The organism is Kineococcus aridisoli (genome assembly GCF_050871885.1).
Lineage (GTDB): Bacteria > Actinomycetota > Actinomycetes > Actinomycetales > Kineococcaceae > Kineococcus.
The window spans coordinates 1-18,638 of record NZ_JBJLSF010000015.1 but is presented as its reverse complement, the minus strand read 5'-3'; the positions used below and the strand labels follow the sequence as shown (position 1 = coordinate 18,638).

Below are 18,638 nucleotides of genomic sequence, written 5' to 3'. Positions count from 1 at the left end.
CGGAGGAGGGGTCAGCTCAGCCAGGTCAGCGGCGAGGAGGTCAGCGGGCGCCAGTCGGGCTGCCCGCCGCCGAGCACGACGAGCAGCGCGGCGAAGGCGACGAGCAGCAGCACGCCGATCGCGACGCCCGTCGCGCGCTCGCCGCGCAGCACGCTGCGCACCACCGTGCGGGTGCCGCGCTGCAGCGAGCGGCTGCCGGGCCCGTTCCACGCGACGAGCACACCGGCGAGCCCGCCGAGCGCCAGGGTCAGCGGGGCTCCGTGGGCCAGCCGGCCGGAGCCGCCGAACGTGCCGAGGACGAAGACGACGCTGGTGCCCACCAGCAGCGGGACCACGGCCGCGAAGGCCGTCGACACCGCCGCGCGGACGGCGTGCCAGGGGGTCGCCGCGCCGACGGCCAGCGCGTCGCTGGCGCGCGGGCCCGCCTCCCAGCGGCGGCGGAACAGCCCGGCGGCCGCCCGGTCGACGGTGCGCGCGGCGGCCGCCGCGACCAGGCTCAGCACGACGCCCGCCGCGGGCGCGACGGCGAAGACGCCCACGAGCGCGAGCAGGCCCGCGAGCAGCGTCCACGTGCGCTGCGGGCGCGCCGGCTCGCCGCTGGTGCCCCGGCGCACGGGTTCCTGCTCGCCGGGACGGGGCGCGACCGGGTGGCCGCCCCGCTGCCCCAGCGGGGGGTAGCCGGGCGGCGGGGCCAGCGGCCCGGGACCGGGGGCGCGGGGGATCCAGCCGGGCGGGGCCTGGTGCACGGGCGGGCCCTGCGGCGCGGGCCCCGCCACCGGCGGGAGCGTGCGCGTGGCGTCCGCCGGCAGGTCCGCCGGGGCGTGCGCCCGCGCGCCCGGCGGCGGCACCTGCCGGGTGGCGGGCGCCGCGGCGGGCAGCTGGGTGGTCTCGTCGGAGATGAGCGAGGCGAAGCGCGAGCGCGCGGACGGCTCCTGCGGCGCGGGTCGCGGGGAGGCGCCGTGCGGCGTGGGCACGGCGGTCGTGGCCGCCGCACCGGACTGCTCCAGCGGACCCGTCGTGGCGCCGTCGAGCGCGCGCAGCAGCGCCTCGGGGTGCGGGCGGTGCGAGGGGTTGACCGCCAGCGCGGCGAGCAGCGGCCCGCGCAGGTCGGCGGGGACGCCGGACAGGTCCACGTCGGCGCGGCGGACGCGGTCCAGCACGACCTCCATCGGGCCGGTGCCGAACGGCGGCCGCCCGCTTGCGGCGTAGGCCACGGTGGCCGCCCAGCCCCACCAGTCGGTCGCCGGGGAGACCAGCCCGCCCGCCACGACCTCGGGCGAGAGGTAGCCGGGGGTGCCCATGACCAGGCCCGTGGAGGTGAGCCGGACGTCGTCGGCGACGTGGGCGATGCCGAAGTCGATGACCACCGGCAGGCCGTCCAGCAGCAGCACGTTGCTCGGCTTGAGGTCGCGGTGGACGACGCCGGCGGCGTGGATGGCGTGCAGCGCCTCGGCCAGCCCGTGCCCGAGGTCGCGCAGCCGGGTGCCGCGCAGCGGCCCGCGCGTCTGCACGACGTGCTCCAGCGGGGGCCCGGGCACGTAGCGGGTGACCAGGTGCGGCCACGTGCCGTCGACGTCGGCGGACAGCACCTCGGCCACGCGCGGGGAGCGGACCCGCTCGAGGGTCTGCACCTCGCGGGCCAGCCGCTGGCGGGCCTGCGGGTCGGCGGCGATGTGCGGCTTGAGGACCTTCAGGGCGACGGCGCGGTGCTCGTCGTCCAGGCCCAGGTAGACGATGCCCATCCCGCCCTGGCCGATCTCGCGGTCCAGCCGGTAGCGGCCGAGGCGCTCGCCGGGCGAGGGCGCGTGCGCCGGCGGGTGCCAGGTGGCGGCGGGGGTGCGACCGGGCTGCGGATCGAGCTGCGGATCGAGCTGCGGGGCGTGCTGCGGGGCGTGGTGCTCGCGGCCCGCCGCCCCGGTGCCGACGGCGCGCGTGCGCGCCTCGCCCGGCGACTGCGGGTAGGGGGTGACCACGCCCCCACCGTACGGCAGGAGGGGCGCGCTCCCCGGGTGCGCACGACTCCTCCACGTCCTCGTGACACGGCCGCGGCCGGGGCGCCGCCCGGCGGCCTCCGGATCACGACGGGTGACCCGGTGCACCGCCGGGTAGGGTCGGCCGCGACCGAGCGCGAGGAGGGTTCCCGGATGGCCGGCGACTACGACCTGGTGGTGGTGGCCAACCGCCTCCCCGTCGACCGCGTGGAGGAGCCCGACGGCTCCACGTCGTGGCGGCGCAGCCCCGGCGGCCTGGTGACGGCGCTGGAACCGGTGATGAAGCGCGAGGACGGCGCGTGGGTCGGCTGGGCCGGGGCGCCCGGCGAGCCCCCGGAGCCCTTCGACGCCGAGGGCGTGCGCTGCGTGCCCATCGGGCTGTCGGCCGAGGAGGTCCAGGAGTACTACGAGGGCTTCTCCAACGGCACCCTGTGGCCGCTGTACCACGACGTCATCGTCGCGCCCGGCTACCACCGCAGCTGGTGGGAGGCGTACGTGCGCGTCAACGAGCGCTTCGCGGAGGCGGCGGCGCAGCAGGCCGCCGAGGGCGCCACGGTGTGGGTGCAGGACTACCAGCTGCAGCTGGTGCCGCGGATGCTGCGCCGGCGCCGGCCGGACCTGTCCATCGGCTTCTTCAACCACATCCCGTTCCCGCCGTTCGAGATCTTCGCGCAGCTGCCCTGGCGCAAGGCGATCATCGACGGCCTGCTGGGCGCGGACCTCGTGGGCTTCCAGCGCGCCGCGGACGCCAACAACTTCACCCGCGCCTGCCGCCGGGCCTCCAACCTGCCCGCGCGCTCGGGGCGCATCCGGCTGGACGCCGAGGGAGGGCGGGAGGTGCGGGCCGCCTCGTTCCCCATCTCCATCGACTACAAGGCCCTCGACGAGCTCGCCCAGCGCGAGGACGTCGAGGCCCGCGCCGCGGAGATCCGCCGCGACCTCGGCAACCCCGAGTTCCTGCTGCTCGGCGTGGACCGGCTGGACTACACCAAGGGCATCCTGCACCGGCTGAAGGCCTTCGAGGAGCTGCTCGACGACGGCCGCAGCGACGTCGGCGAGGCCGTGCTCGTGCAGGTGGCCACCCCCAGCCGCGAGCGCGTCGAGCAGTACGTGCAGCTGCGCCAGGACGTCGAGGTGACCGTCGGGCGCATCAACGGCACGCACGCGACGATCGCGCACACCGCGGTGCACTACCTGCACCACTCCTACGGCCGCGAGGAGATGGCGGCGCTGTTCCTGGCCGCCGACGTCATGCTCGTCACGGCGCTGCGCGACGGGATGAACCTCGTCGCCAAGGAGTACATCGCCTCCCGCCACGACGAGCGGGGCGTGCTCGTGCTCAGCGAGTTCACCGGCGCCGCCGACGAGCTCGGGCAGGCGCTCATGGTCAACCCGCACGACATCGACGGCCTCAAGGACGCGATCGTGCGCGCGATGCGGATGTCCCCGCGCGAGCAGGCCCGGCGCATGCGGGCCCTGCGGCGGCGGGTCGCCGACCACGACGTGCAGCGCTGGGCGGCCTCCTTCCTGGAGGCCCTCGAGGAGCACCACGGCCAGGTCGCCGGACGGGCCTCGTGAGCGGCGGGCTGCCCGGGGAGGTCCGCGCGGCGCTGGAGGCCTTCGCCGGCCGCGGCCGCGTCCTCGTGGCGCTGGACTTCGACGGCGTGCTCGCCCCCATCGTCGACGACCCGGACGCCGCCCGCGCCCTGCCGGCCGCGAGCGCCGCGCTGGAGCGGCTGGTGGCGGGCACCGACGTCGCGCTCGTCTCCGGCCGCGACCTGGCCGACCTGCGCGCCCGCGCCGCCGTGCCGCCGGAGGTCGTGCTCGTGGGCGGTCACGGCACCCAGAGCTCGCGCTCGACGGCGGGCACGGCGGTGCTCTCGGCCGGGGAGCAGGAGCTGCTGGCGCGGCTGGGCGGCGCCCTCGACGAGATCGCCGCGGGCCGCGCGGGCGTCTCCGTCGAGCGCAAGCCGATGTCGGCGGTCCTGCACACCCGGCGCGCCGCGCGCCCGGACGCCGAGGCGGCCACGGCTGCGGCGCTGGCCGGGCCGGCCACCTGGGCGGGTGTGCACGCGCTGCGCGGCAAGGAGGTCGTCGAGCTCGGCGCGGTGCCGCTGGGCAAGGGCGGTGGGCTGCTGCGGCTGCGCGAGGAGCTGTCCGCCGAGGGCCCGCCCGTGCGGGCCGTCCTCTTCGCCGGCGACGACGTCACCGACGAGGACGCGTTCGCGGCCCTGTCCCCCGCCGACGGCGACGTGACGGTGAAGGTCGGCGAGGGCGCCACGGCCGCGGCCCTGCGCGTGGCGGACCCGGCGGCCGTGGCCGAACTGCTGACCACCCTCGCCGACCTGCGCGCCTGACCCGCCGCGGGCCCGTCCCCCGCCGAGCGGGCGGTGCGGGCCTCAGCGGGCGGTGACGGCGCGCTCGCGCTGGCGCCGCGCGTAGGCGCGGGCCCACGGGTCGGCGAAGCGGGCCAGGACGGGACCCAGGACGGCCATCGCGAGCACGTAGGCGGCCGCCAGCGCCGCCAGCCGGCCGTCCACGCCGGCCGCCGTGGCCAGCCCCGCGATGACGATGGAGAACTCCCCGCGCGGGATCAGCGCCGCGCCGGCCCGCACGCGGCCGGGCAGGGCGATGCCCGCGCGCTTGGCGGCGAACCAGCCGGTCACCAGCTTGGTGGCGACCCCGACGACGACGAGGGCCAGGGCGGGCAGCAGGACCGGCGGCAGGCTGCTGGGGTCCGTGGAGAGCCCGAAGGAGACGAAGAAGACGGCGGCGAACAGGTCGCGCAGCGGCTCCAGCCGGTGGTGGGCCTCCTCCTCCAGGTCGTTGGAGAGGGCGATGCCCAGCAGGAACGCGCCGACGGCGGCGGACACGTGCAGCTGCTCGGCCACCCCGGCCACCAGCAGCGCCAGGCCCAGCACGCGCAGCAGCGTCACCTCGCCGGAACCGCCGGAGACGAACCTCGAGATGACCGACCCCCAGCGCAGCGCGACCACGAGGGCCACGGCCAGGCAGGCCAGCGCGACGAGCACGGAACCGGTGGCCTCCCACACCCCGGAGGCGGCCAGCACCGCGGTGAGGACCGGCAGGTAGACGGCCATGCCGAGGTCCTCGAGCACGAGGATCCCGAGCACGGAGGGGGTCTCCCGGTTGCCCAGCCGGCCCAGGTCGGCCAGCACCTTGGCGACGATGCCGGAGGAGCTGACCGCGGTGATGCCGAACATGGCCAGCGCGCCGACGGGGCCGAAGCCGAGCAGCAGGCCGAAGGCCGCGCCCGGCAGGCCGTTGAGGAAGAGGTCCAGCACGCCGACGGGCGCCTGCCGCTTGAGGTTGCCCAGCAGGTCCCCGGCGGAGTACTCCAGCCCCAGCAGCAGCAGGAGCATGACGACGCCGATCTCCGAGGAGGCCTCGAGGAACTCGTCGGGGGCGTTGAGCGGCAGGATGCCGCCGGCCCCGAAGGCCAGCCCCGCCAGCAGGTACAGCGGCACCGGGGAGATGCCGAGCCGCCCGGCGAGGCGGCCGACGAGCCCGAGCCCGAGGATCACCGCGCCGAGCTCGATGAGCAGAGCAGCGGTGTGCACCTGTCGAGACCGTCCTTCCCCCCGGCCGCGTCAGCCGGTCCGCGGCGTCAGCCGCCCCTCGTCGTCAGCCGTTGTGCAGCAGGTCGGCAGTCGCCCGCACGCCCTCCTGGGTGCCGACGACCACGATCTTGTCACCCGAGCGGAACTCCTGGGACGGCGCGGGCGAGGGGATGACCTCGCCGTTGCGCACCAGCGCGACGACGGAGGCGCCCGTGCGGCTGCGCACGGCCGCGTCGCCGAGCGTCCTGCCGACGTACGGCGAGCCGTCCTCCAGGTAGATGCCCTCGGTGGCCAGGCCCTCGATCTGCTCGCGCAGGCGGGCCAGGCGCTCGATGACGCGCGGCTGGCCGAGCAGCTCGGCGAGGACCTCGGCCTCGTCGCCGTCGAGGTCCACGACGGCGTGGCAGGCGTCGGGGTCGTCTTGGGAGTAGACGAGCAGCTCCCGCTCACCGCCGCGGGTCGAGATGACGCCGATGCGCCGGCCGCGCGCGGTGGTGAAGTCGTGCCGCAGGCCGACCCCGGGCAGCTTGGTCTCTTCCAGGTCCACGGTTCCAGTGTCCTCCAGGGCGAGGGGAGCCGACGACCAGGGCGTCAGCTGTCCCCCGGACGCCGCACCGCTGCGGTGTCCACACCCTCCAACACCGCGCGGGCCCGAGCGCATCCCGGCACGCGTCCCGGCACCGGCCCTTGCCCTCCCGCGATCCGTCGTGCATGATCCGACCACCGCGGCGCCGCGATCCGATGCAGGGGCGACGGCGCCACGGCACAACCGAAGATCGCCCGGGCGCCCTCCGCGACCGGGTCCTCCACGACGGATCGTCCGGCACGTACCTGCCGGTGGAAGGACGCAACGATGGCCACGGTCACGTTCGACAAGGCGACGCGCATCTACCCCGGCGGTGACAAGCCCGCCGTGGACGCCCTGGACCTGCACGTCGAGGACGGCGAGTTCCTCGTCCTCGTCGGCCCCTCCGGCTGCGGCAAGTCCACCTCCCTGCGCATGCTCGCCGGTCTCGAGGACGTCAACGGCGGACGCATCCTCATCGGTGACCGCGACGTCACCACGGTTCCCCCGAAGGACCGCGACATCGCGATGGTGTTCCAGAACTACGCGCTCTACCCGCACATGACGGTCGCCGACAACATGGGCTTCGCCCTCAAGATCGCCGGCACCCCCAAGGACGAGATCAAGCGCCGCGTGCAGGAGGCGGCGAAGATCCTGGACCTGGAGCAGTACCTGACCCGCAAGCCCAAGGCCCTCTCCGGCGGCCAGCGCCAGCGCGTGGCCATGGGCCGCGCCATCGTGCGCCAGCCGCAGGTCTTCCTCATGGACGAGCCGCTGTCCAACCTGGACGCCAAGCTGCGCGTGCAGACGCGCACCCAGATCGCCTCCCTGCAGCGGCGCCTGGGCGTCACCACGGTCTACGTCACCCACGACCAGACCGAGGCCATGACCATGGGCGACCGCGTGGCGGTGCTCAAGGACGGCATCCTGCAGCAGGTCGACACCCCGCGGCGCATGTACGACCACCCCAACAACGTCTTCGTCGCCGGCTTCATCGGCTCCCCGGCCATGAACCTGCTGACCCTGGACGTCACCGAGGGCGGGGTGCGCTTCGGCGACACCGTGCACCCGGTCGAGCGCGCCGCGCTGGCCGGCACCGGCAGCAAGATGACCCTGGGCGTGCGCCCGGAGGACCTGGAGCTGTCCAGCGCGGGCCTGCCGGTGCAGGTGGAGGTCGTCGAGGAGCTCGGCGCGGACGCCTACATCTACGGCTCGCTGGCCCAGCCGGGTGGCGAGGCCCACCAGGTCATCGCGCGCGTCGACGGCCGCCGTCCCCCGGAGAAGGGCTCGACGGTCCACTTCACCCCCAAGGTGGGTCACGTGCACCTGTTCGACCACACCACCGGTCAGCGCATCGAGGCCTGAGCGCCCCGGCACCACGGCACGGGCCGCCACCCCGCACGACGGGGTGGCGGCCCGTGCCGCGTCCGGGCCCTCCGGCCACGCGCCGCTCCTGAGAGGATGACCAGCGTGAGCGCGCCCACCACGGCCTCCCTGCAGATCACCGCGGCCAGGCCCTACCCCGAACTGCTCGACCTGCCGTGGGAGGTGCCGCTGGAGGAGTGGCCCGACAAGCACCTGGCGGCGCTGCCGCGGGGCATCTCCCGGCACATCGTGCGCTTCGTGAAGCTGGGCAACCGCGTGCTCGCCGTCAAGGAGACCAACGCGGAGATCGCCCACCGCGAGTACCGGATGCTGCGCATGCTCAACCGGCTCGAGGTGCCCTCCGTCTCCCCCGTCGCCGTCATCACCGGCCGCGTCGGACGCGACGGCGAGCCGCTGAACTCCGTGCTCGTCACCCGGCACCTGCAGTACTCGCTGCCCTACCGCGCCCTGTACAGCCAGACGCTGCGCCCCGACACCGCCAAGCGCGCCGTGGACGCCCTCGCGGTCCTGCTCGTGCGGCTGCACCTGACCGGCTTCTACTGGGGCGACGTGTCCCTGTCGAACACGCTGTTCCGCCGCGACGCCGGCGCCTTCGCCGCCTACCTCGTCGACGCCGAGACCGGCGAGCTGTACGACGAGCTGTCCACCGGCCAGCGCGAGTACGACCTGGACCTGGCGCGCACCAACATCGCCGGCGAGCTCCTGGACGTCGTGGCCTCCGAGGCGCTGGACGCCGACCTCGACGAGGTCCTGGCCATCTCCGACCGCATCGTCTCCCGCTACCGGGCGCTGTGGTCGGAGCTGACCGAGCCGGAGTCCTTCGAGCGCGGCGAGCGCTGGCGCGTGGAGGCCCGCATCCGGCGCCTCAACGACCTCGGCTTCGACGTCGGCGAGCTGGCGATCACCACCGACATCGACGGCACCAGCGTGCGCATCGAGCCCAAGGTCGTGGACGCCGGGCACCACTCCCGGCGCCTGCTGCGCCTGACCGGCCTGGACGCCGAGGAGAACCAGGCGCGCCGGCTGCTCAACGACCTCGACTCCTACATGGCGGCCGTCGACCGGCAGAACGAGGACGAGGAGATCGTCGCCCACGACTGGATGGCCGAGGTCTTCGAACCCGTGCAGCGCGCCGTGCCGCGCGAGATGCGCGGCAAGCTGGAGGCCGCCGAGCTGTTCCACGAGGTGCTGGAGCACCGCTGGTACCTGTCCGAGCGCGCCGGCCGCGACGTCGGCCTCGACGAGGCCGTGCACTCGTACGTGGAGAGCGTGCTGCCCACCAAGCCCGACGAGCGCGCCGTGCTCGGTGTCGACACCCAGGCCATCCGCGTCATCGCGGAACGCTGACCCCACCGACCAGGAGGACGAGGTTGTCCACTCCCACCGCACCCCGCGTCGCGCTCACCGGCGCCGCGGGCAAGCTCGGGCGGGTCGTGCTGCGCGACCTGCTGGAGCACGGGTTCTCCGTGCTCGCCCTGGACCAGGTGCGCCCGCCGGGCCTGACCGAGCAGGACGACGCGCAGTTCCTGCGCATCGACCTCACCGACCACGGCCAGGTGCTCGAGGCCCTCGCCGGGCGCACCGACGAGCGCCCCGGCCCCTTCGACGCCGTCGTGCACCTGGCCGCCGTCCCGGCGCCGGGGCTGCTGAGCAACTCCGCGACGTTCCGCAACAACTCCGCGGCGACGTGGAACGTGTTCGACGCCGCCCGCTCGGCGGGGATCCGCAACGTGGTGTGGGCCTCCAGCGAGACCCTGCTCGGCCTGCCCTTCGACGCCGCTCCCCCGCCGTACGCCCCGCTGGACGAGGAGTACCGGGTCCGCCCGGAGTCCACGTACTCCCTCGTCAAGGCGCTCGAGGAGGAGATGGCCCACCACTTCTGCCGGTGGGAGCCGCAGCTGACGATGACGGGCCTGCGCTTCTCCAACGTCATGCACGTCGAGGACTACGCGGCCTTCCCCTCCTTCGACGCCGACCCGCAGCTGCGCAAGTGGAACCTGTGGGGCTACATCGACGCCCGCGACGGCGCCCAGGCCGTCCGGCGCTCGCTGCAGCGCACCGACCCCGGGGTGGAGGTGTTCGTCATCGCCAACGCCGACACCGTCATGGGCCGCTCCTCGGCCGAGCTCATGGCCGAGGTGTACCCGGGCGTGGAGGTCCGCAAGGAGCTCGGGGAGCACGAGACGCTGCTGTCCATCGACAAGGCCCGCCGGGTGCTGGGCTACGACCCGCAGCACTCCTGGCGCGACCACGTCTGAGGCCCCGCCTCCCCCCGCACCCGCCGCCCGTGCCGCGGCGCCGGCTCAGACCTCGCGGGCCAGCGCCGTGGCGGCGAAGCGCGCGTCCGGGTCCAGGACGTCCAGGACCCGGGTGATCGTGCGGTCCAGGTCGGCGACGTCCCCGTCCTGCAGCGGGTCGAAGACCAGCTGGCGGACCCGCTCCACGTGACCGGGCGCGGTCGCGACGACCTTGTCCCAGCCGGCGTCGGTGAGGATCGCGACCTGCCCGCGGCCGTCGTCGGCGCTGCGCTCCCGCCGCACCCAGCCGTCCTTCTCCAGGCGGCTGACGACGTGGGAGATGCGCGACGGGCTGGCGTTGGAGCGCGCGCCCAGCTCGCTCATCCGCAGGCTGCGCGTGGGCTCCTCCGACAGCATCGCCAGCGTGAGGTAGCCGGTGACGGTCAGGCCGGCGTCGCGCTGCAGCTGCGCGTCCAGGGCCGCCGGCAGCAGCTCCATGACGGCGCTGAGCCGCAGCCACACCCGGCGTTCCTCGGTGCTCAACCAGCGCGGCTGCGGCGTCTGCTCGTCCATCCCGGGATCGTACCCTCAGGTACTTGCCGCTTCACGTTCCGCGTCAGCGGTGCCGCGAGACCTCGTAGAGCGCGATGCCCGCCGCCACACCGGCGTTGAGCGACTCCACGGCCCCCGACATGGGGATGCTGACGACCTGGTCGCACTTCTCGCGCACCAGGCGCGAGAGCCCGGCCCCCTCCGCACCCACCACGACCACCAGCGGGCCGTCGGCCAGCCGCAGCTCGGGCAGCGAGACGTCGCCGTCGGCGTCCAGGCCGACGACGAACAGGCCGGCCTCCTTGTACTCCACCAGCGCGCGCACGAGGTTGGTGGCCCGCGCCACCGGCACGCGGGCCGCGGCACCGGCCGACGTCTTCCACGCCGAGGCGGTCATCCCGGCCGCGCGCCGCTCGGGCACGACGACGCCGTGGCCGCCGAACGCGCCGACCGAGCGGACGACGGCACCCAAGTTGCGCGGGTCGGTCACCCCGTCCAGCGCGACGACGAGCGGCGGGCGGCCGCTGTCCGCGGCGCGCTCCAGCAGGTCCTGCGGGTGGGCGTAGTCGTAGGGCGGGACGCTGGCGGCGACGCCCTGGTGGACCGCGCCGTCGGTGAGGCGGTCCAGGTCCTGGCGGGAGGACTCCAGCAGCGGGATGCCCAGGTCACCGGCGGCGGTCAGGATCTCCTTGACCCGCTCGTCGGCGTCGATGCGGCTCGCGACGTGGATCGCCGTGATCGGCAGCTCCGCGCGGATCGCCTCCACGATCGAGTTCCGCCCGGCGATCCACTCCGTCTCGCCGCCGGCCTTGCGGCGCACCGGCGGACGGCCACCGCTGCGGGTGCCGGCCGGCGCGTTCGACGTGGCCGCGCGGTGCGCCGCCTTGTTCGCCGCCTTCGCCGCCGGGTGGTACGGGCGGTCGCTCGCCTTCGGCGTCGGGCCCCTGCCCTCCAGGGCGCGACGGTTCTTGCCGCCGCTGCCGACGGTCGGGCCCTTCTTGCCCTTGGCCACGGCTCCGCGCCGCTTCGAGTTGCCTGCCACTACTGCTCGCCCTCCAACGACCACCGGGCGCCGGTGGGCGTGTCCTCGATCACGATGCCCGCGTCCTTGAGTGCGTCGCGCACCGCGTCGGCGGTGGCGAAGTCGCGTGCGGCGCGGGCGGTCGCACGGTCCTGCAGCCGGGCGCGGACGAGCACGTCGAGTGCCGCCCGCGCGGTGTCCGAACCCTGCGCCTGCGAGGCCCAGGGTTCGCTGAAGGGGTCCAGGCCCAGCACGTCGAGCCCGGCCCGCACCTGCTCGTACGCGGTGCGCAGCGCCGCCTCGTCGCCCGCGGCGAGGGCGGAGTTGCCGGCGCGGACGGCCTCGTGCAGGACCGCCAGCGCCGCCGGGGTCGCCAGGTCGTCGTCCATCGCGGCGGCGAACGCGTCCGGCACCTGCCCGGCGGGCTGCTCGCCGAGGCGCTCGGCGGCCCGGCGCACGAAGCCCTCCAGCCGGGAGTAGGCCGCCTCGGCCTCCACCAGGGAGGTCGCCGAGTGCTCCAGCGCGGTGCGGTAGTGCGCGGAGACCAGGTAGTAGCGCAGCACCACCGCGCGGTGCTCGCGCAGCAGGTGCGGGATGCCGAGGACGTTGCCCAGCGACTTGCTCATCTTCTCGCCGGCCATCGTCACGAAGTGGTTGTGCAGCCAGAAGTTCGCGAAGCCGTCGCCGGCCGCGCGCGACTGCGCCTGCTCGTTCTCGTGGTGGGGGAAGCGCAGGTCCAGGCCGCCGCCGTGGACGTCGAAGCGCGGGCCCAGGTAGCGGCCGGCCATCGCCGAGCACTCCAGGTGCCAGCCGGGGCGCCCGCGCCCCCACGGGGTGTCCCAGGACGCGCTCGCGGGCTCGGAGGGCTTGGCGCCCTTCCACAGCGCGAAGTCGCGCGGGTCGCGCTTGCCGCGGGGGTCGGCGTCGGCGGCCGGCTCCATGTCGTCCAGCGACTGGTGGGTCAGCTCGCCGTAGGAGGGCCAGCTGCGCACGTCGAAGTAGACGTCCCCGGAGCCGTCGGGTGCCGCGTAGGCGTGGCCGCGCTCGACCAGGCGGGCGATGAGCTCGACCATCTCCGGCACGTGCCCGGTGGCGCGCGGCTCCACCGTGGGCGGCAGGACGCCCAGGGCGTCGTAGGCCGCGGCGAACTCCCGCTCGAAGCGGTAGGCGTGCGCCCACCACGGCACCCCGGCCTCGGCGGCCTTGGCGAGGATCTTGTCGTCGATGTCGGTGACGTTGCGGACCATCGTCACCTCGTGACCGGTGCGCAGCAGCCAGCGGCGCAGCACGTCGAAGGCGACCTGCGCGCGCACGTGGCCGAGGTGGGGAGAGCCCTGCGGGGTGGCGCCGCACACGTAGATGCCGACCCGCCCGGGGACCAGCGGCGCGAACTCGCGCACCGCGCCGGCGGCGCTGTCGTGCAGGTGCAGGGTCACGGGGGCCAGGCTACCGGCGCGTGCGGGGTGTCCGGGATCGTCGTTAGTGTCCCTGGCATGGCCTGGACCGTTCCCGGAGTGATCTCGCGCGCCAAGGGCGCCCCCGTCGAGACCGTCGACATCGTGGTGCCGGACCCGATCGCCGGTGAGGTCGTCGTCGACGTCGCCGCGTGCGGCGTCTGCCACACCGACCTGCACTACCGCGAGGGCGGCATCAACGACGACTACCCCTTCCTGCTGGGCCACGAGGCCGCCGGCACCGTCTCCGCGGTCGGCGAGGGCGTCGAGGGCGTCGCCGTCGGCGACACCGTGGTCCTCAACTGGCGCGCGGTGTGCGGGCAGTGCCGCGCCTGCAAGCGCGGGCGCCCGCAGTACTGCTTCGCCACGCACAACGCCACGCAGAAGATGACGCTGACCGACGGCACGCCGCTGAGCCCGGCGCTGGGCATCGGCGCCTTCGCACCCAAGACGCTGGTGGCCGCCGGGCAGGCCACGAGGATCGACACCTCGATTTACGACGGCTCCGCGCTGGACTTCGACCCGGCCGTGGCCGGGCTGCTCGGCTGCGGCGTCATGGCCGGCATCGGTGCCGCGGTGAACACCGCCCCGGTGCAGCGCGGGGACACCGTGGCCGTCATCGGCTGCGGCGGAGTGGGCTGCGCGGCGATCGCCGGGGCGGTGCTGGCCGGCGCGCGGCGCGTCATCGCGATCGACGTGGACGCCAAGAAGCTGACGTGGGCGCAGGCCCTGGGCGCCAGCCACACGATCGACTCCCGGGGCATGTCCGAGGAGCAGGTCGTCTCCGCGGTGCAGGAGCTGACCGGCTCCTTCGGCGCCGACGTCGTCATCGACGCGGTGGGGCGCCCGGAGACCTGGCGGCAGGCCTTCTACGCCCGCGACCTGGCCGGCACGGTCGTGCTGGTGGGGGTGCCGACCCCGCAGATGCAGCTGGAGGTGCCGCTGCTGGACGTCTTCGGGCGCGGCGGGGCCCTGAAGAGCTCCTGGTACGGCGACTGCCTGCCCGAGCGGGACTTCCCGGCGCTGCTGGAGCTGCACGCGCGCGGGCGGCTGCCGCTGGAGGCCTTCGTCTCCGAGCGCATCGGCCTGGACGGGGTGGAGGAGGCCTTCGCGACGATGGCGCGCGGCGAGGTCCTGCGCAGCGTCGTGGTGCTGGACGGGGCGGGCGCGTGAGCGCGCACATCGAGCACCTGGTCACCTCGGGCACCTTCACCCTCGACGGGCAGAGCTTCGAGGTGGACAACAACGTCTGGCTGGTCGGCGACGACTCCGAGGTGGTCGTCCTGGACGCCCCGCACGACGCGGAGGCCATCGCCGCGGCCGTGGGCGACCGGCTGCTGCTGGCCGTGGCCTGCACGCACGCCCACGACGACCACGTCCGCGAGGCACCGGCCCTGGCGCAGCGCTGCAGCACCGCCGAACGGCGCGTGCCGGTGCTGCTGCACCCGGCCGACCGCGAGGTGTGGGAGCTGACGAACCCCGGGGTGCCCACCACCGACCTGGCCCACGGGCAGGTGCTGACGGTGGCCGGCACCGACCTGCACGTGCTGCACACCCCCGGCCACACCCCCGGCGCGGTGTCCTTCTACGCCCCGGAGCTGGCGACGGTCTTCACCGGCGACACCCTCTTCAAGGGCGGGCCGGGGGCGACGGGGCGCTCCTTCTCCAGCTTCCCCACCATCGTGGACTCGATCCGCGACGTGCTGCTGCAGCTGCCCGCCGACACCCGCGTGCACACCGGCCACGGCGAGGACACCACGATCGGCGACGAGGCCCCGCACCTGGCCGAGTGGATCGCGCGGGGGCACTGACCGGCGGCCGCAGGAGCGGCGGGCGAGGCGCCTCGGGCGCCGGCGGGGGGTGCTGAGCGGCGGCGGGCGGTGCCCGTCGCCGCTGCGAGGTGCCGGTGGCGGGATCTGCTGAGAGCATCCTCGGCGTGAGTGATCAGGCGAACACCCCGCCCACCGGGTCGCACCGAGGCCCGCTGGAACGCCCGACCCGCGCCGTGCAGCGCGGGATCGACACGGCGTTCTGGTGGTCGGTGCGGCTGCTCGTCATCGCCTTCGCCCTCGCCGGGCTGTTCTGGCTGCTCGGCAAGGGCTGGTCCCTGGTGCTGCCGCTGCTGCTGGGCGTCCTGCTCAGCGCGATCCTGTGGCCGTTGGCGCAGGTGCTGCGCACGGTGCTGCCGCGCTCGCTGGCGGCGATCCTGGCGCTGCTGCTGCTCATCGTCGCCGTCCTCGGCATCTTCGCCGCCCTGATCCCCAACGTCGCCGGGCAGGCCACGCAGATCAGCGACTCCGCGATCGCCGGCCTCAACACGCTGCAGACCTACGTCAGCGGCCCGCCCCTCAACCTGGGCGACACCCAGATCAACAACCTCATCGACCGGGGCGTCGCCGAGCTGCAGGCGAACGCGCAGAACATCGCCGGCGGCGTCATCGCCGGCGCCTCCAGCGTCGGCTCCGGTGTCGTCACCACGCTGCTCGTGCTCGTGCTGTCGTTCTTCTGCCTCGCCGACGGGGACCGGCTGCTGCCCTGGTCGCGCCGCTGGCTGGACGAGCGCTCGCACACCCACGCCGTGGCGCTGGGCAGCCGGATCTGGTCGGCCGTGCGCGGCTACGTGCTCTCCCAGGCGGCGGTCGCCCTCGTCGACGCGGTCTTCATCGGCATCGGGCTGTGGATCCTCGACGTGCCCCTGGCGCTGCCGCTGGCCGTGCTCATCTTCTTCGCCGCGTTCATCCCGATCGTCGGTGCCGTCGCCTCCGGCGCGATCGCCATCCTCATCGCGCTCGTCACCCTCGGGTGGGTGCAGGCGCTCATCGTGCTCGGGATCGTGCTGCTGGTGCAGCAGCTGGAGGGCAACGTCCTGCAGCCGCTGCTCGTCGGCAAGTCCCTGGCGCTGCACCCGGTGGTCGTCATCGGCTCGGTCACCCTCGGCGGCACCGTCTTCGGCATCACCGGCGCGTTCCTCGCCGTGCCGGTCGCGGCGATCGTGACCGTGGTCCTGCGCTACGTGCACCACCAGCTCGTGCCGGACGAGCCGGAGAACCCGAACGTGCACGAGGAGACGAACAAGCGCCGCCGCCGGGTGCGCTCGCCGGAGACGGACGCGACGAGCGGACCGCCCGCGGCGGACGGCGGCACCGCGCCCACGTCCTGAGGACACCGCCTGCCCGCCGGCTCCCCACCGGCTCCCGCCGAGCGGCGGGTGGTCGGCGGGGCGTCAGCGGGCGACGACGAGGGCGGTGGCGATCGCGGCGATGCCCTCGCCGCGACCGGTGAGACCGAGGCCGTCGGTCGTCGTGCCGGCCACCGAGACGGGGGCGCCGCACGCCGCCGACAGCGCCTCCTGCGCCTCGCGGCGGCGGCTGCCGATCTTGGGGCGGTTGCCGACGACCTGCACCGAGACGTTGCCGATCTCGAAGCCCGCCGCGCGCACCAGCCGGGCCGCCTCGCCGAGCAGCCGCACGCCGGAGGCTCCGGCCAGCTCCGGGCGCGCGGTGCCGAAGTGGGCACCGAGGTCGCCGAGCCCGGCGGCGGCGAAGAGGGCGTCGCAGCAGGCGTGCGCGGCCACGTCCCCGTCGGAGTGGCCCTCGGGACCGGTGGGCTCGTCGGGCCACAGCAGGCCGGCGACCCAGCAGGGCCGGCCCGGGGCCAGCGGGTGGACGTCGACGCCGGTGCCCACCCGCGGCAGGGCGCTCACGAGGGTGCCCGCGCGAGCAGCGCCTCGGCCAGGACGAGGTCCAGCGGGCGGGTGACCTTGAAGGCGCGGTCGTCACCGGGCACGGTGCACACGGGGTGGCCCAGGGCCTCCAGCATCCCCGCGTCGTCGGTGGCCGGGGCCGTGGCGGCGGCGGCCTCGTGGGCGGCGCGCAGCGGTGCGGCCGCGAAGCCCTGCGGTGTCTGCACGGCCACGAGCTCGCTGCGGTCGACGGTCTCGACGACGGCGTCGCCGGCCACGCGCTTGACGGTGTCGGAGACGGGCAGCGCGGGCACGACGGCCGGGTGGCCGGCCCGCACGGTCCGCACGACGAGCGCGAAGACGGCCGGGGGCGTCAGGCAGCGCGCGGCGTCGTGCACGAGCACCACGTCGACGTCGCCGGGCAGGGCCGCGAGCCCGAGGCGGACGGAGTCCTGCCGCTCGGCGCCACCGGGCACGACCCGCAGGTCGGGCAGGGACAGGCCCGCGAGCACGTCCCGCACCTCGTCGCACGCGCCGGCCGGCGCGACGACCACCACGACGTCGACGACGCCGGAGGCGGCCGCGCGCCGGAGCGCGTGCACGAGGAGCGGTTCGCCCGCGAGTGGCACGAGCGCCTTGGGACGCGAGGCCCCGAGGCGGTCGCCCCGGCCGGCGGCCGGGACGACGAGCGCCGACCTCAGGAGGCCAGGACCTCGTCGAGCAGCGACTCGGCCTTGTCCTCGTTGGTGTTCTCGGCCAGGGCGAGCTCGGAGACGAGGATCTGCCGCGCCTTGGCGAGCATCCGCTTCTCCCCCGCGGACAGGCCGCGGTCCTGGTCGCGGCGCCACAGGTCGCGGACGACCTCGGCCACCTTCACGACGTCCCCGGACGCGAGCTTCTCCAGGTTCGCCTTGTAGCGGCGGGACCAGTTGGTGGGCTCCTCCGCGTAGGGGGTGCGCAGGACCGAGAACACCCGGTCCAGCCCCTCGCGGCCGACGACGTCGCGGACGCCCACGAGGTCGACGTTGTCCGCGGGCACCTCGATCGTCAGGTCGCCCTGGGCGACCTTGAGCACGAGGTAGAGCTTCTCCTCGCCCTTGATGGTGCGGGTCTTGATCTCCTCGATCAGTGCAGCCCCGTGGTGGGGGTAGACGACCGTTTCGCCGACCGTGAAAGCCATAGAACGTGACCCCTTTCCCTGGCTCCAGATTACCACGGCGAACCAGTGGATCCCAGCCCCGCGCGCAGCGTTTGCGCAGGTCAGAGGCTCACACCTCCAGTGCGGAGCTCTTGACAGGCCCGCGTTCGCGTGCTTCGCGCGCGCAACGGGCGTTCGCCGACGGTGATCGCGCGAGCACGCCGCGCCGCCTCCCGGCCCGTCCCCCGCTCCGCCCCCCGGCCCGTCCGCGGGCCCGTCCGCGGGCCCGTCCCCGCTCCGCCCGCAGCCCGCGCGGGGCGGCGCGCGCACCGCTCCGCTGCGACCCCGGCTACGACTGCCGGTAGTCTGAACGCGTGAAGCTCCGCCTGCGCCGACCCGCCGCGCACCGCTCCGCCGTGGCGCTCGTCACCGTCGCCAGCACCCTCGGGATCGCCGGCTGCTCGGTGTTCTCGCCCGCGATCGTGCACAAGCCCTACGACCCCAGCGACGGCATGGGCACGGCCGTCGGGGACGTCGCGATCCGCAACGCCCTCGTCGTCTCCTCGGGGATCGACGAGCCCGGCGTGCTGTCGGTGGTCTTCGTCAACGCCGGCGACGACGAGGCCTCGGTCGGCGTGAGCGTGGACGTCGATGCGGGCAGCACGCCGCCGCAGACGTTCACCGTGCCCGCGGGCGCCACGGTGCAGATCGGCGACCCGAGCGCGGCCGCCGGCGACAACACCGACGGCCGGGCCGTCGGCGGGCCGGGCCAGCAGGCGGGCTGGGTGCAGATCCCGCAGGTGCCGGTGCTGCCGGGCCAGACGGTGCCCATGACGTTCACCGTCGCCGGCACGGACCGGGTCGTCGAGGCCCCCGTCGTGCTGCCGTGCTTCGAGTACGCGCAGCTCACCCCCACCCCGGCCCCGGTCCCCCCGACCTCCGGTGCGGCCGCCTCGGCGACCGCCGACCCGAGCGCCGCCGCGGCGGCCGGGGGGGCCGCGGCACCCGCTTAACACTCTTATATCACAACT

Annotated in this window: 18 protein-coding genes; 9 read left to right on the top strand and 9 right to left on the bottom strand. The window is 75.1% G+C overall.

All coding sequences use genetic code 11. From position 1 onward, the window contains the following. Window positions 1-11: 11 nt before the first annotated feature. A complete protein-coding gene (locus ACRYM2_RS06425) occupies window positions 12-1,973 on the bottom strand; it encodes a serine/threonine-protein kinase (protein ID WP_432520779.1) in 1,962 nt (653 codons plus the stop codon). A gap of 171 nt (window positions 1,974-2,144) precedes the next feature. Here ACRYM2_RS06425 and otsA point away from each other — a divergent pair, with 171 nt between their 5' ends. Together otsA and otsB are read left to right on the top strand one after the other, a co-directional pair. After that, a complete protein-coding gene (gene otsA, locus ACRYM2_RS06420; protein ID WP_432520777.1) occupies window positions 2,145-3,569 on the top strand; it encodes an alpha,alpha-trehalose-phosphate synthase (UDP-forming) in 1,425 nt (474 codons plus the stop codon). Beyond that, window positions 3,566-4,348, top strand: coding sequence for a trehalose-phosphatase (gene otsB / locus ACRYM2_RS06415; RefSeq protein ID WP_432520776.1), 783 nt, complete (start codon window positions 3,566-3,568; stop codon window positions 4,346-4,348). The genes otsA and otsB overlap by 4 nt, the downstream gene beginning before the upstream one ends. 42 nt (window positions 4,349-4,390) lie before the next feature. Here the strand turns inward: otsB and ACRYM2_RS06410 are convergent, their stop codons facing one another. Next, window positions 4,391-5,572, bottom strand: coding sequence for a cation:proton antiporter (locus tag ACRYM2_RS06410; protein WP_432520775.1), 1,182 nt, complete (start codon window positions 5,570-5,572; stop codon window positions 4,391-4,393). Between the two features lie 64 nt (window positions 5,573-5,636). Continuing rightward, on the bottom strand, window positions 5,637-6,119 hold the full coding sequence (locus ACRYM2_RS06405; RefSeq protein ID WP_432520773.1) for a cation:proton antiporter regulatory subunit: 483 nt from the start codon (window positions 6,117-6,119) through the stop codon (window positions 5,637-5,639). 306 nt (window positions 6,120-6,425) lie between these two features. Between ACRYM2_RS06405 and ACRYM2_RS06400 the strand changes: the two genes are divergently transcribed. The 3 genes from ACRYM2_RS06400 to ACRYM2_RS06390 all read left to right on the top strand — a co-directional run bounded on the left by ACRYM2_RS06400 (window position 6,426) and on the right by ACRYM2_RS06390 (window position 9,781). After that, complete coding sequence (locus ACRYM2_RS06400; RefSeq protein ID WP_432520772.1) at window positions 6,426-7,502, top strand: ABC transporter ATP-binding protein; 1,077 nt, start codon at window positions 6,426-6,428, stop codon at window positions 7,500-7,502. 105 nt (window positions 7,503-7,607) lie between these two features. Next, window positions 7,608-8,870, top strand: coding sequence for a DUF4032 domain-containing protein (locus ACRYM2_RS06395; protein WP_432520770.1), 1,263 nt, complete (start codon window positions 7,608-7,610; stop codon window positions 8,868-8,870). Between the two features lie 23 nt (window positions 8,871-8,893). Beyond that, window positions 8,894-9,781: an NAD-dependent epimerase/dehydratase family protein gene (locus ACRYM2_RS06390; protein WP_432520769.1), complete on the top strand. Its 888-nt coding sequence runs from the start codon at window positions 8,894-8,896 to the stop codon at window positions 9,779-9,781. Between the two features lie 45 nt (window positions 9,782-9,826). Here ACRYM2_RS06390 and ACRYM2_RS06385 read toward each other — a convergent pair whose 3' ends face one another. The 3 genes from ACRYM2_RS06385 to cysS are packed head-to-tail and all read right to left on the bottom strand — an operon-like array spanning window position 9,827 to window position 12,769. Then, window positions 9,827-10,333 (bottom strand): MarR family winged helix-turn-helix transcriptional regulator, encoded by a 507-nt coding sequence (locus ACRYM2_RS06385; RefSeq protein ID WP_432520767.1) that lies wholly within the window; start codon window positions 10,331-10,333, stop codon window positions 9,827-9,829. 43 nt (window positions 10,334-10,376) lie between these two features. Continuing rightward, window positions 10,377-11,354, bottom strand: a complete 978-nt coding sequence (gene rlmB, locus ACRYM2_RS06380) for a 23S rRNA (guanosine(2251)-2'-O)-methyltransferase RlmB (RefSeq protein ID WP_432520765.1) — start codon at window positions 11,352-11,354, stop codon at window positions 10,377-10,379. Then, entirely contained in the window at window positions 11,354-12,769 is a 1,416-nt protein-coding gene (cysS, locus tag ACRYM2_RS06375) for a cysteine--tRNA ligase (protein WP_432520763.1), read from the bottom strand. The genes rlmB and cysS overlap by 1 nt, the downstream gene beginning before the upstream one ends. Before the next feature lie 57 nt (window positions 12,770-12,826). On the opposite strand from cysS, the gene ACRYM2_RS06370 reads away from it, so the two are divergent. From ACRYM2_RS06370 to ACRYM2_RS06360, 3 genes are all read left to right on the top strand, one after another. Then, complete coding sequence (locus tag ACRYM2_RS06370) at window positions 12,827-13,960, top strand: S-(hydroxymethyl)mycothiol dehydrogenase (protein ID WP_432520762.1); 1,134 nt, start codon at window positions 12,827-12,829, stop codon at window positions 13,958-13,960. After that, window positions 13,957-14,598, top strand: coding sequence for an MBL fold metallo-hydrolase (locus tag ACRYM2_RS06365; protein WP_432520761.1), 642 nt, complete (start codon window positions 13,957-13,959; stop codon window positions 14,596-14,598). The genes ACRYM2_RS06370 and ACRYM2_RS06365 overlap by 4 nt, the downstream gene beginning before the upstream one ends. 125 nt (window positions 14,599-14,723) lie before the next feature. Next, window positions 14,724-15,947, top strand: a complete 1,224-nt coding sequence (locus tag ACRYM2_RS06360; RefSeq protein WP_432520760.1) for an AI-2E family transporter — start codon at window positions 14,724-14,726, stop codon at window positions 15,945-15,947. A 63-nt stretch (window positions 15,948-16,010) separates the two neighbouring features. On the opposite strand, the gene ispF is transcribed toward ACRYM2_RS06360, so the two are convergent. From ispF to ACRYM2_RS06345, 3 genes are read right to left on the bottom strand one after another with little or no spacing between them, the layout of a single operon-like run. After that, window positions 16,011-16,490 carry a 2-C-methyl-D-erythritol 2,4-cyclodiphosphate synthase gene (gene ispF, locus ACRYM2_RS06355; protein ID WP_432520758.1) on the bottom strand — a complete coding sequence of 160 codons (480 nt, stop codon included), beginning with the start codon at window positions 16,488-16,490 and terminating at the stop codon, window positions 16,011-16,013. Continuing rightward, the gene (gene ispD / locus ACRYM2_RS06350) at window positions 16,487-17,170 is read right to left on the bottom strand and encodes a 2-C-methyl-D-erythritol 4-phosphate cytidylyltransferase (protein WP_432520851.1); all 684 of its coding nucleotides are present in this window, start codon (window positions 17,168-17,170) and stop codon (window positions 16,487-16,489) included. Before ispD ends, ispF begins: the two co-directional genes overlap by 4 nt. Continuing rightward, on the bottom strand, window positions 17,167-17,649 hold the full coding sequence (locus ACRYM2_RS06345) for a CarD family transcriptional regulator (RefSeq protein WP_166615106.1): 483 nt from the start codon (window positions 17,647-17,649) through the stop codon (window positions 17,167-17,169). The genes ispD and ACRYM2_RS06345 overlap by 4 nt, the downstream gene beginning before the upstream one ends. A 332-nt stretch (window positions 17,650-17,981) precedes the next feature. Here ACRYM2_RS06345 and ACRYM2_RS06340 point away from each other — a divergent pair, with 332 nt between their 5' ends. Then, on the top strand, window positions 17,982-18,620 hold the full coding sequence (locus tag ACRYM2_RS06340) for a hypothetical protein (protein WP_432520756.1): 639 nt from the start codon (window positions 17,982-17,984) through the stop codon (window positions 18,618-18,620). The last annotated feature ends 18 nt before the right edge of the window (window positions 18,621-18,638 follow it).